Raw genomic sequence first — 12643 nt, forward strand, 5'->3', positions numbered from 1 at the left:
CCCCGGCTTTCAAATCTGAAAGTCAGCCGGGTTGATTTGCGTCCGGATGTCGTCGAAAAATCGGGTTTTGTCGCGATCCTGCCCGCTTCCTGATCGCTTCGGGCCTGTTTTTCCGGCCCGGTCGGCGAAGGTAACCGGGCCACACCACCGTTCGCGCCGGGATTCCCCCTCCCCCACCGCGGCATCGCACGATGTGACGACACTGCAATCGATCGCGACACATCCTCACAAAGATGCGCAGACCTCGACACTACGGCACGTAATGCGTCTGTAATATTTCGAAACGTTTCGCGGTACCCCCTTCCGGGCATCGGTGCGCAATTACGCATCGGCAATGCGGAACCGGGTTCGAGTCATTGCTTTCAACACGTTGAGGCATTCATTTTCTCAGCAGTCCTGCCAAATGAATGATCGAGGAAAGGCAGCATCGTGATGAACATTCTGTATACCAACTTCCACGGCGACTACGGCGGCGGCCAGGACACCTACGTTCGCGACCTCGCCGCCGCGATGAGCCGGCACCATCGCGTGACCGTCGCGTCGCCGGAAGGGAGCCGCCTGTCGCGACTGCTGAAGGACAGTCCCGACGTGGCGATCTTCGACATGGAATTCAAGCCGCGCTGGAACCGGCTGTGCCAGGAAATCGTCCGGCTGCGCCAGCGGATCCGCGCCGAGCGCTTCGACATCATCCACGTCAACGGGTCCGCCGATCACCGGCAGGTGATGCTCGCGCTGCTCGGCTGCCGGTATCGGCCCGCGGTCGTGCTCACCAAGCACAACACCTATCGCGCCGACAGCTTCGGCAACGTGCTGCGCGCCCGGCTGGCAACCGACCACACCATCGCGGTCAGCGACTACGTGGCGAGCATGCTCGCGCTCCGGTCGCCGTACGGCAACGTCACGGTCGTCAAGCACGGCGTGCGCCGGCAGGCCGCGGAACAGCTGGCCGGCGACGAAATCCGCCGCCGCAAGATCGCGCTGTTCGGGCCGTCCGGCGCGGACGCGATCGTGCTGGGCAGCAGCGCCGGCACCGCGCCGGAGAAAGGCTGGATGGACCTGATCGCGGCGCTGGGCCGCCTGCCCGAACACGAGCGCGAGCGGTTTCGCGTGCTGCTGGTCGGCGCGGAACCGTCCGGCGAGCAACGCGAGCAGATCGAGCGGCACCACATGGCGTCGCGTACCGCTTTCACCGGGCGCCTCGACGATGTGCGCGCGCCGTTCTCGATCATCGACGTGTCGTTCGTGCTGTCGTACCACGAGAGCCTGTCGTATGCGTGCCGCGAGGCGATGTCGCTCGGCTGCCCCGCGATCGTGACGCGCGTGGGCGGGCTGCCCGAGAACGTCGAGCCGGGCGTGGACGGCTGGGTCGTCCCGCCGCGCGAGCCCGAGGCGATCGAGGCCATCCTGCGCGCGATCGTGCGCGAGCCCGCGTGCGTGCGGGCGATGGGGCGCAGTGCGCGGCTGAAGGGCAAGCGCGAGTTCTCGTTCGACCGGTTCGTCGATGCGACGTTGTCCGTCTATCAGAAATCGATTCGACACAACCCCTATCGTTGGGTGACATCCATGAGGTCCGTTTAATGGCAATGAACATCTGGAAGAAGTACTGGGACCTGCGCACGCAGGAGTGCCCGTGCGACGTGCACTTCGTCGAATGGCTGGAATCCGCTCGTCTCAACGGCATCCGCATCTATCACTTCGGCACCGGCGGCCACCACCACGTCGGCGTGGAATGCGCCCGGCCGCACCTGAACAACACCGTCTTCGGCGTGACGGCGTCGCCGAAGGAATACAAGTCGTACGTCGATCTCGTCACGCGGCAACCGGAGGTGAGCAAGACCTACCTGGCCTATTTCGGCGACATCTATACGAGCAATACGGACCTGCTGCCGGCGTTCGACGTCGTCACGCTGTTCCATCTGTGCGAATTCCGCGACGAAACGAACAGCCGCTACGGCGCGAAGACCGACGCCGAAGTGCTCGACCTGTTCGCACGCCATACCGCGCGCGACGGCCACCTGCTGTTCTACAAGGGCTCGTCGGCGTACCGGAAGGCCGAGCCGATCATCGAGCAATGGGCGGCGAATGCCGATTTCACCGAAGTCGGCGACTTCAAGACCCTGCGGATTTTCCGCAAGGCCGCGTAATTCCCCGTTCCCGCGACCCGCTCATGCTGTTGTCCGCCACGCGCTACCCGATCCTGATGTATCACCAGATCCGCACGCTGCCGCCGCCGTCCGACCGGCTGCGCAGCCTGAGCGTCGCCCCCGACGCGTTCCGCCGCCAGATGACGCTGTTCAGGCGGCTCGGCTACCGCGGCCTGAGCGTGCGCGAACTGCAGCCGTACCTGCGCGGCGAGCGCAGCGGGAAGGTCTTCGGCATTTCGTTCGACGACGGCTTTCTCAACGTGCTCACGCATGCGATGCCCGTGCTGGACACGCTCGGCTTCACCGCGACCTGCTACTTCGTCGCCGGCCGGTTCGGCGGCGAGAACGACTGGGATGCGGGTGCCGATACGGCGCGCTCGCCACTCATGACGTGCGCGGACATGCTCGCATGGCGCGATCGCGGCCACGAAATCGGCTCGCATACGCTCGATCACGTCGCGCTGTCGCACGTGCCGGCCCACGTGTCGGCGGTTCAGATCATCGAATCGAAGCGGCGGCTCGAAGCGTTGAGCGGCCAGCCTGTCGAATCGTTCTGCTACCCGTACGGCGATCTCGACCCGCGCGTGCGCGACCAGGTCGCCGCCGCCGGCTACCGCAACGCGACGACGACCCGGCGCGGTTGCGCCGGGGCGTCCGACGATGCGTTCCTGTTGCCGCGCGTTCCTGTGGCGGGCGGGGTTGGTGCGATGCGGCTTTGGTTCAAGTGTGTGAAGGCGCGGGTTCGGAGGCGCGGGTAGCTCGCGCTGGTCGACTGCATTGATGGCTATTGTGGCCACCGGCTGCGGAAAGCGAGCAGGCCGGTCAGTGCGATCACCATGAACATGACCCATGCCGGCGCGAGCACCGTCCAGCGTGCGGCTGCGCTGCCGATGAAGTTGCCCAGCACCCCGCCGATCGCCCACGAAATCGCCGACGCACCGAAATAACGGCCGGCGTTGCCATCCGTCGTCAGGCCGGCGAGCGCGATGTTCGACGCGGGAAGAATCAGGCTTTCGCCAAACGTGAATACGATCGCGAACACGATCAGGATCACGAGCGACGCATCTGCGCCCCGATCGCGGGCGACCAGCCATGCCGCAAGCGCAAAACAGCCGCACAACGACGCATGCCCGATCACCATCATCGATCGCCAGCCCGTACGCTGAAACCAGCCCATGCCGAGCCAGGCGGTGGCGATTCCCATCAGCGCATTCGTGATGTAGAACGGCCTCACGCCGTTGTAGCCGTGTGCGCCATGCGAAAAGGTCAACGGGATGAATACGTAAATCTGCGTATACACGGTCCAGAACGGGACGAGCGACCAACATAGCCGGCGAAACCGCCGGTCGCCAAACGCGACCAGCACGCCACGCAGCGGATGCGCGTCGACTACGTCGTGCCTGCTTCGCCCCGCGATCCACGGTGCAACCAGCGCGAGCGCCGTGAAGACCGCACCGCTCACCAGAAACGGCAGCGCCCCGTTCGTGTTCGGCACGACAATCAGCAGCGCCGGACCGATCAACGCACCGAGATTCAGCGCCAGGTTGTTCAGCGCGAACACCTTGGGACGCACGGCGCCATCGAGCGAACCGAAGATCGAATACGCGGTCGTTTCGTAAAGCGCGGCTCCAAGCCCGGACAGACACGCCCATATCAACAGGCCCGGAAGCGATCGCGCAAATGCGAATCCTGCAAACCCGGCCGCACGGCAAAGCAGACCGAGCGTGGTCAGCACGCGGCTGCTGAAGCGATCCGCCGACGCACCCAGCAGCAGCGGCAACAGCCGGCTCGCCAGCAGATTCACCGTCAGCACGCTGGCGACACTGCTCGCGTCCAGATGGCGCTCCATGTCCAGGAACGCGGCAAGCAGCGGCAACGACCCGAACACCGACAGATTCACCAGGAACTGGAAGACCAGCAGGATCCGCGTCGACGCCGGCACGCCTTCCACGAATCCGTTGAGCCATGCGGCTGGGTTGTTGTCCTTCTGGCGAAACGAGCCGACTCTGTCGCCGGACACTCGGCGATCGCAATCATCCATCATGTTCTCCGCTGACGTTCGATGCCGGCCAAACGGAGCATGAAAAAAGCCCCGTCCGTTTCCGGCGGGGCTTGGGGTGAGTTCGACACACCGACCTACGACGCGCAACCTCCTCCCGGCCCGCCATTGGCGGTCGTGGCGGTGGTCGTAGTCGTGACGAAAAGTGCGTTCATGCGAAGAATCTAGCCAACCTGCTGTCGGCCGTCAATACGGGAGCCGTGTGACCGATCAAACAGGCAATCCGTCGAAACCACGGAAATCGCTCGGCCGTTCCCGATATCGCGCGGCCGCCGAACCCTACAACCCTCCACGCAGCTCGCGCCGCCCCCTTCGGCCATACGCTCACCGCTGGAAAGCCCTGCGCATCTGCGCGCCGGCCACGTCGAACACCTGGCGGGCTGCCGACGTCACGCCGGCCATATGGATGCACGCATGGATCATCCCCGGCAGCACGACGAAATCGGCCGCCACGCCGGCCTCCCGCAATCGCTCCGCATACGCGTGCGCGTCGTCGCGCACCGGATCGTACTCGCAGGCCAGCAACGTTGCCGGTGGCAAGCCCTCGAGCGAAGCCGCCTGCAGCGGCGACACGCAGGGTGACCCGCCGTCGGCCGGATCGGTCAGGTACATGTCGAAGCAATACCGCATGACATCTTGCGTCAGGTAGTAGCCCTGCCCGAAAGTCCGATAGGACGTCGTGCTCATCGACGCATCCAGCGGCGGATACAGCAACAGCTGATGCGCGATCGACGGACCGCCCCGCTCACGTGCGACCAGACACGCAGCCGCCGCAAGGTTTCCTCCCGCACTGTCGCCGCCGACGGCGATGCGCGCCGGGTCCAGCCCCAGGCCGGCCGCCTCGCGCACCACCCAGTCCAGCGCATCGCAGAAATCCTCCAGCGGCACCGGAAACCGGTGCTCCGGCGCAAGCCGGTAATCGACTGACAGCACGACGCATTGCGTCGCGTTGGCCAGCGCGCGGCATGGATTGTCGTATAGCTCGAGCGTGCCGAGGCACCACCCGCCGCCGTGCGCATAAACGAGCGCCGGCCGGCGTGCCGCGCTTTCCGAAGCGACCGATGGCCAATAAGCCCGCACGCGAATCTGCTGCCCGTCGCGCGTGGGCACCGCGAAGGTTTCCGTATGGTCGACCGCTTCCAGCGGTCCATGCCAGCCCCGCAGTGTCGTATCGGTCGCCCGTCGCAACGCGTCCAGCGACGCAGGCGCCTCGGTCATGGCCAGTCGCTCCAGCAGTGATGCGATGTCGGTGTCGATCGGCATGGTCAGCGGCTCCGCTCCAGGAAAGGCAGCAGATGGCCGATGAATGCGTCGGGGGCCTCTTCCATGATGAAGTGGCCGCAAGCCGGGACCACCGCGCCCTGCAGATCGGTCGCGTTGTCGCGCATCGTAACCAGCGGCGCATCGCCGGTGGCATGTTCGGCACCAATGGCGAGCACCGGCATCGTCAGCTTGCGCTGCGCCCGCGCCTGGTTCTGCCGGATCGTCTCCGGAATCGCACGGTAATAGGAGAAGCCGCCACGCAAGCCGCCCGGTGCCGCATAGGCATCGATATACACATCGACGGCCACACAATCGCGCCGGAACGACCAGCGGTTGAACATGAACTCCAGATACGCCCGTTCGCGGCCCGCAATCAGCGTCTCGGGCAGGTCGGCCAGCTGGTTGAACATGAAATGCCACAGGAAGATGTTTTCTTCCGGCGGGGCGAAGATCGACGGCGCGGGCGCCAGCCCGGGGATCACCGCCTCCGTGAGCGCCAGCGACTTCACGGCGTCGGGCCGGTCGCTCGCCAGCGCATAGGCCACCCACATGCCGACGTCGTGGCCGGCCACCTGGTAAACATCGAAGCCGAGCTGCGCCATCACGCGATGCAACGTCGCCGCCGTGTGCCCCGTGTCGTAACCCGCATGCGGCCGATCGGAATAGCCGGTACCTGGCGGATCGACCGCGACGGCCATGAAGCCGCGCGCGGCGAGCGCCTGCATCACGTGACGCCACGCGTACCAGGTTTGCGGCCATCCCGGAATCAGCAGGACCGGGGTACCGGCGCCGGCCGTGACGCAATGGATACGCTGGCCGTCGACGCGTACGTATTGGTGAGCAAAGCTTTGAGCGTCGGCAGACGACGACTGAAGTTGAGCGGACATATCGATGATTCCTGGCAGTGGGGGGAAACGGCTCAAGCGATGCCGAGCATGTCGTGGATTTGCCGTTGATCGACCGCGGCACCGGCGAAGTCGTCGAAGATGCGCTCCGTCACCCGGATGATGTGGTCATTGATGAACGCGACGCCTTCGCGCGCGCCGTCCTCCTGATTCTTCAGGCAGCACTCCCATTCGAGGGCGGCCCATCCTGTGTAGTCGTACTGAGCAAATTTCGAAAAAATCGCCTTGAAGTCGACCTGGCCGTCGCCAAGCGAACGGAAACGGCCGGCGCGCTCCAGCCACGAACTGTAGCCGCCGTAGATGCCCTGGCGCCCCGAAGGCAGGAACTCCGCGTCCTTCACATGGAACATGCGGATGTGGTCGCGGTAGATATCGATGTACGCCAGGTAGTCCAGTTGCTGCAGCACGAAATGGCTGGGGTCGAACAGCATCTTGCAGCGCGCGTGCTGGCCGACCAGCGCATGGAAGCGCTCGAAACTGACGCCGTCGTGCAGGTCTTCGCTGGGATGAATCTCATAGCAGAGGTTGACGCCGTTTTCGTCGCTGGCGTCGAGAATCGGCCGCCAGCGACGCGCCAGCTCGTCGAACGCCGTCTCGATCAGGCCGGCGGGCCGCTGCGGGAACGGAAACAGGTAAGGCCACGCGAACGAGCCCGAAAAGGTGCCCATGTCGGTCAGCCCCAGGCGGCGTGAAGCCCGTGCCGCCAGCTCGAGCCGATCCAGCGCCCATGCGGTGCGCGCGGCCGGGTTGCCGCGCACGGCCTCGGGCGCGAAGTTGTCGCACATGGCGTCGTAAGCCGGATGCACGGCAACCAGCTGCCCGAAGATATGCGTGGTCAGTTCGCTGATCTCCAGCCCATGTTCGGCCAGCATGCCCTTCATGTCATCGCAATAGGCCTGGCTGTCCGCGGCGGTCTCGACGTCGAACAGCCGACCGTCCCACGCGGGAATCTGCAGCGCCTTGAAGCCGACGCCGGCCGCCCATTGCGCGATATTCGGCAGGCTGTCGAACGGCGCCGCATCGTCGGCGAACTGCGCGAGATGAAGACTGGGGCCCTTGAGAGTACGCATGATCGATTCCAATTGTTTGTTGATCGACAAAGAATAGAATGCAGGAGCGACGCGTGTCAACACGGTGCGCGATAAAATCCGTGCACGATGTGACGACGGGCGAAAGGGATATGGCGGGACGACCGAGAGAATTTGATCGCGACATGGCGCTGAAACGCGCGATGCTTGCGTTCTGGCGGCGCGGCTACGAAGGCACCTCGATGTCCGACCTGGTCGAAGCGATGGGCATCGCGTCAGCGCGCATCTATGCCGCGTTCGGCAGCAAGGAAGCCCTGTTCCACGAGGCCGTGGCACTCTACGAGCAAGGCGAAGGCGGCTTCGCCGATCGTGCGCTCGGCGAGGAAACCGATGTCCGCGCGGCCATCGAACGGATGCTGCGCGATGCCGTCGCCGCTTATACCAGGCGCGGCCAGCCGCACGGTTGCATGGTGGTGTCCGCCGCGACCAACTACTCGGCCGAAAACGAAGGTGTCATGGAATGGCTGGCCGCCCATCGGCGCGCACGCACGCAATCGATCGCCGAACGCTTGCAGCTCGCGGCCGAGCAGGGGCAGCTCGCGCGGGGCACCGACATCAAGGCGCTGGCCGATTTCTATGCGACGCAGTTGCACGGCATTTCCGTTCAATCCCGCGACGGGGTATCGAAAGAGCGCCTGCTCGCATCCATCGGGCCGGCGATGATGCCGCTCGTGACGGCTGTGCGTGACGGCGCGTAACCCGGCCCGGTCGACCGACAGGACGGCCGTTTCAAGCTCGGGCGGATCGACCGGACAAGCAACTCGACGGACGACGCGACGCCTGTCGACAATCCGGTGCATGGCCGCAACGAACCACGAGCTCGTCGTCTTCAGGACAGATCTCCCCGACGATGCACTCCCTGCCGGCAAAGGACAGGGGGATGGAGCACACCCCGAAAACAATCGGGGAAGTGGAAGATATCGCGCCCGGCAAGCGCAAGCGCATGTCATTCAAGCTCACGCCTGGCCACGACGCGCTGAGCTGCAACAAGCCGGGCCACTATGAAGCGGGGATGCATACGGCACTTGTCGTGACGCCGTAGATCGTTCCGCCGGACCGAAATCCGGCCCGCAGCACCTGGGCGTCGTCTACCTCGTTCCGCATTACGCGATCCCCCATCCCACCCTCACCCGAGCGAGGCGCGGCGCTTTCTTGGCGCGCCTCGTGCGAGCGGATACCTGTCACACCCTGGCTACCTGCCGGGAGGGCGCGCGGGACTACACGCGATCACTCGAATAAATTTTGTAGAAAAAATAACCGAGACGTAGAATTCGCTACATGAAATCCATTTCTACATGGTCGCTGCTTGTTCTGACCCTTCCGACGGAAAACGCGACGGCCCGCATGCGGTTCTGGCGCGCGCTCAAGGCGAAAGGCTGTGCGGTGCTGCGCGACGGTGTTTACCTGCTGCCCCACACCGAAGCGCACGAAGAGACGCTGCGTGAACTCGCGGGCGCGATTGCCGAGAGCGGCGGCGCAGCTCACCTGTTGCGCGCACCGAGTCTCGACCGGTCCCAGGAACAGGAATTCCGGGCGCTGTTCGACCGGGCCGACGATTACGCAACCTTCACGCGCGCGCTCGCCGACGTGCGCAAGACGCTTGACGGGCAATCAGCCGCCGAGCTCGCTCGCCTGTTGCGTCGCCTGCGCAAGGATCTCGACGCCATCCGGGCGATCGACTATTTCCCGGGTGATTCGGCCACCCGCGCCGAAGTCGCCCTGCAGGATTTCGGTGCGCTGGTCGACACGGTGCTGTCGCCGGGCGAGCCGCATGCCGCGGACCGCGTCATTCGTCCGCTCGCGATCGGCGAGTACCAGGGCCGCGCCTGGGCGACGCGGCAGCGGATGTGGGTCGATCGCGTCGCCAGTGCGTGGCTGATCCGCCGGTTCATCGACGCGCAAGCGCGCTTCGTCTGGCTCGCGTCGCCGGCGGATTGCCCGGCTGACGCGCTGGGCTTCGATTTCGACGGCGCGACTTTTACGCACGTGGGCGAGCGCGTGACATTCGAAGTCCTGCTGGCCAGCTTCGGACTCGACAAGGACCCGGCACTGATGCGTCTCGGCGAGATCGTGCACGCGCTCGATGTGGGCGGTCCCGCCGCGCCAGAAGCAGTGGGCTTCGAGGCCGTGATGGCCGGCACGCGCCAACGGACGGAGAACGACGATCAGTTGCTCGAGCAGATGGGCGCCGTACTCGACTCCCTGTATACGCACTTCACGTCGGACTAAAAGAGCGAAACCGCAGCCAAATCATGACGACGACCATCGCCACGACCGAACCGACCTACTCGCTTGGCGAGCTGGTCGCCTACATGCTGCGTCTCGGCACGTTCGGTTTCGGCGGACCGGTCGCGCTCGCTGGCTATATGCGTCGCGATCTGGTCGAGCGACGCGGCTGGATAACCGAGGCCGACTACAAGGAAGGGCTCACGCTGGCCCAGCTCGCACCGGGGCCGATGGCGGCCCAGCTCGCGATCTATCTCGGGTTCGTCCACTACCGCCTTCTCGGGGCGACACTCGTCGGTATCGCGTTCGTGCTGCCGTCGTTCCTGATGGTGCTCGCGCTCGGGTTCGCGTACGCGCATTTTGGCGGGCTGTCGTGGATGCAGGCCGTCTTCTACGGCGTCGGCGCCGCGGTGGTCGGCATCATCGCGATGAGCGCTTACAAGCTCACGACCAAGACCGTCGGCAACGACAAGCTCCTCTGGGCGATCTTCCTGACGCTGGCTGCCGTGACCTTCGTCACGGAATCGGAAATCGCATGGCTTTTCGTTGCCGCAGGCCTGATCGGCTGGCTGTGGCGCGCGCCGCCCAGGTGGCTGCAGCGGGGCGGGCTGAATGCGGTTGCCGCCGCCAACTTGCCGGCAGCCAGCGGGCTGCTGAGTGGCATCGACCTGCCGCAGCTCGTCCAGATCGGTGCGTTCTTCATGAAGGCCGGCGCGTTCGTGTTCGGCTCCGGACTCGCGATCGTGCCGTTCCTCTATGGCGGCGTCGTCACCGAACATCACTGGCTGAACGACAAGCAGTTCGTGGATGCCGTCGCGGTCGCGATGATCACGCCCGGCCCGGTCGTGATCACTGTCGGCTTTATCGGGTACCTCGTGGCGGGCCTGCCTGGCGCATGCGTCGCCGCGCTCGGGACATTCCTGCCGTGTTACCTGTTCACGGTCATTCCCGCGCCCTACGTGAAGAAGTATGGGCACCGTCCAGGCGTCAAGGCATTCGTCGACGGCATTACGGCTGCGGCAGTCGGCGCGATCACGGGCTCCGTCCTCGTCATCGCGAAGCGATCGATCGTCGACGTCCCGACCGCACTGCTCGCCGTCACGACCGTGCTGCTGCTGTGGCGCTTCAAGAAGCTCCAGGAACCGGTGATCGTGACGGCGGCCGCCGCCATCGGACTCGTGGTTTTCCCGCTTCTCCATCACTGACTCGCGTCACCGGGAAACGAACATGACGTACCAGGCCAGGACGTTGCCATGCGATCGTCGTTCTCACGTTCGAGAAGGCGACGCGAGCGACCGTGCAAGGAGCAAGCGATGCGAACGTGTTGCGTGATTGCGCTGGCGATCGCGCTGTCCGTCGCGCTGCCCGGTTGCGACAAGGCAGCGCCCGATCAGGGGGCCGACGAGATCGTGGCGCTCGAGCACGCGCCGGAGTCGGTGAGAGCGATGATCGAGCGTCAACGGCAAGGCGGCAATGTCGGCGTGATTCAACGGCGTGTGAAGAACGGCAAGGCACGCTATGTCGTCACCATCGTGCAGGGTGACCAGGAGCAACGCCTGAGCCTGACTGAGGACGGCCGGCTCATCAGCAGCCGCCCCGCCGGCGACGACGAAGAGGACGACGACTGACCTTGACGCGGCCAATCACCGTACCTTGTTCGCGCATCATGCCCACGATGCTGCGGCTGCCGGCCGGCTTCGGCCTTCAATGAACCACGCGTGCACGCGACTGCGCAGTGCCATCCGCTCACGGTCGACAGGCGTTGCATTTCATCGCTGACCTGCTCACCTTGCGTCGAAGTGAGCGTGCAGGTCAGCGGAAATGGCCTTGTCCGATCCCTGCAACGCCAGTTCCGCCGCAACGGCGTTCGCCCCGGCCTTGATGAACACGTCGAGATCGGCCGTGGGCAGGAAGCGCTTCATGGTCGCCTCCAGTTCGGCCTTTCCGGCATCGTCCAGGCTGCGATTGCCGTTGGCGAGACGGGCCACCGCCGCGCGATAGCACCCGATATAAGCACGCTGCGCGGCAATCATGTCGAGCGGCTTGCCCGCCTGACCGTGGCCCGTATGGAACAGTGCGATGTCGCCGGACCGACGTTCGAGCGCATCGAGGCTGCGCAGCCAGTCCGCCGTATGGCCGTCGTTCATGAAGGAATGGACGCCGTTGAACACCATGTCGCCGACGAAGGCGACACGCTGGTGGGTTCCCACGGCCCAGACCAGATCCCAGTGCGATTCGCCAGGGCCGAACTCTCTTGCCTCGAACGGCACGCCATCGAAATGCAGCACGTCGCCGTCACGCACGAGGCGATTCGGGAAGGTGCGCCGTGCCGGCCAATCGTCGCCGAACACCGACTGCCACTGGACTGCCTTGGCATCGTCGACACGGCGCATCGCCTCGTCCACGCCCCGCGTCGTGATGACCGGCACATCACCAAGATCGCGGATCAGCTCGCCGATGCCGTTGTAGTGATCGGGATGCCCGTGCGTGATCAGCACCGCGAGCAAGGGTTTGCGCAGTGCATCCAGCCGGTGACGCACCTCGCGCGCATCCGATACGGTCATCATGGCGTCGATAGCCACGACACCGTTCGGCAATTCGACCAGAAAGGCGTTGGTGAGAAAGGTGCGTGCACCGGACGTGCACGTCACCACATTGATTTCAGGCCCGTTGAAACCGATCATTTGAAGGCGCTCTTTTAAGAAGCTGTTGCTTTGAATGGGTCGGACGCTCCGGCCCGTACCGCGTATGCGGTTCCCAAAGGCAGGATCTTTGATGTGAAGCGCATTCGCCACACACTCGGCACGGCCGCCGCGATGGATATCGCGCCAGACAGTATCTTTGTGTCGCGCCCGGAACACAACTCCCGGTAATCCGGAAGCAAGAGCGATCGATTACGCGGCAAGCGGACTGGAGATGGCAAACATTCGCGTTGCCTTCATTGGAAGTAGCCCGCGA

12 protein-coding genes and 1 pseudogene are annotated in these 12643 nt (G+C 64.9%); 8 read left to right on the forward strand and 5 right to left on the reverse strand.

What is annotated here, in order from left to right; translation table 11 throughout:
• The first annotated feature begins 432 nt into the window (after positions 1–432).
• From PQB87_RS33210 to PQB87_RS33220, 3 genes are read left to right on the forward strand one after another with little or no spacing between them, the layout of a single operon-like run.
• Complete coding sequence (locus PQB87_RS33210; RefSeq protein WP_174415629.1) at positions 433–1578, forward strand: glycosyltransferase; 1146 nt, start codon at positions 433–435, stop codon at positions 1576–1578.
• Positions 1578–2144, forward strand: coding sequence for a hypothetical protein (locus PQB87_RS33215; RefSeq protein ID WP_226113248.1), 567 nt, complete (start codon positions 1578–1580; stop codon positions 2142–2144). The genes PQB87_RS33210 and PQB87_RS33215 overlap by 1 nt, the downstream gene beginning before the upstream one ends.
• Positions 2145–2167: 23 nt before the next feature.
• Positions 2168–2902, forward strand: coding sequence for a polysaccharide deacetylase family protein (locus PQB87_RS33220; protein WP_489243365.1), 735 nt, complete (start codon positions 2168–2170; stop codon positions 2900–2902).
• A 26-nt stretch (positions 2903–2928) separates the two neighbouring features.
• On the opposite strand, the gene PQB87_RS33225 is transcribed toward PQB87_RS33220, so the two are convergent.
• The 4 genes from PQB87_RS33225 to PQB87_RS33240 all read right to left on the reverse strand — a co-directional run bounded on the left by PQB87_RS33225 (position 2929) and on the right by PQB87_RS33240 (position 7441).
• Positions 2929–4293 carry an MFS transporter gene (locus PQB87_RS33225; RefSeq protein WP_489243366.1) on the reverse strand — a complete coding sequence of 455 codons (1365 nt, stop codon included), beginning with the start codon at positions 4291–4293 and terminating at the stop codon, positions 2929–2931.
• 234 nt (positions 4294–4527) lie between these two features.
• On the reverse strand, positions 4528–5466 hold the full coding sequence (locus PQB87_RS33230; RefSeq protein WP_489243367.1) for an alpha/beta hydrolase: 939 nt from the start codon (positions 5464–5466) through the stop codon (positions 4528–4530).
• A 2-nt stretch (positions 5467–5468) separates the two neighbouring features.
• The gene (locus PQB87_RS33235; RefSeq protein WP_059620201.1) at positions 5469–6353 is read right to left on the reverse strand and encodes an alpha/beta fold hydrolase; all 885 of its coding nucleotides are present in this window, start codon (positions 6351–6353) and stop codon (positions 5469–5471) included.
• A 32-nt stretch (positions 6354–6385) separates the two neighbouring features.
• On the reverse strand, positions 6386–7441 hold the full coding sequence (locus PQB87_RS33240; RefSeq protein WP_489244326.1) for a sugar phosphate isomerase/epimerase family protein: 1056 nt from the start codon (positions 7439–7441) through the stop codon (positions 6386–6388).
• Between the two features lie 110 nt (positions 7442–7551).
• On the opposite strand from PQB87_RS33240, the gene PQB87_RS33245 reads away from it, so the two are divergent.
• From PQB87_RS33245 to PQB87_RS33265, 5 genes and pseudogenes are all read left to right on the forward strand, one after another.
• On the forward strand, positions 7552–8157 hold the full coding sequence (locus PQB87_RS33245; protein WP_059684844.1) for a TetR/AcrR family transcriptional regulator: 606 nt from the start codon (positions 7552–7554) through the stop codon (positions 8155–8157).
• A 115-nt stretch (positions 8158–8272) separates the two neighbouring features.
• A pseudogene (locus tag PQB87_RS33250) lies at positions 8273–8501 on the forward strand (hypothetical protein); the annotation flags it as partial.
• A 236-nt stretch (positions 8502–8737) separates the two neighbouring features.
• Positions 8738–9688, forward strand: a complete 951-nt coding sequence (locus PQB87_RS33255) for a chromate resistance protein ChrB domain-containing protein (RefSeq protein ID WP_489243368.1) — start codon at positions 8738–8740, stop codon at positions 9686–9688.
• Positions 9689–9711: 23 nt separating this feature from the next.
• Positions 9712–10890 (forward strand): chromate transporter, encoded by a 1179-nt coding sequence (locus PQB87_RS33260; protein WP_489243369.1) that lies wholly within the window; start codon positions 9712–9714, stop codon positions 10888–10890.
• A gap of 123 nt (positions 10891–11013) precedes the next feature.
• Positions 11014–11313, forward strand: a complete 300-nt coding sequence (locus PQB87_RS33265) for a hypothetical protein (RefSeq protein WP_489243370.1) — start codon at positions 11014–11016, stop codon at positions 11311–11313.
• 156 nt (positions 11314–11469) lie between these two features.
• On the opposite strand, the gene PQB87_RS33270 is transcribed toward PQB87_RS33265, so the two are convergent.
• On the reverse strand, positions 11470–12369 hold the full coding sequence (locus PQB87_RS33270; protein ID WP_489243371.1) for an MBL fold metallo-hydrolase: 900 nt from the start codon (positions 12367–12369) through the stop codon (positions 11470–11472).
• Positions 12370–12643 lie beyond the last annotated feature (274 nt).

The organism is Burkholderia sp. KL41 (assembly GCF_057005415.2).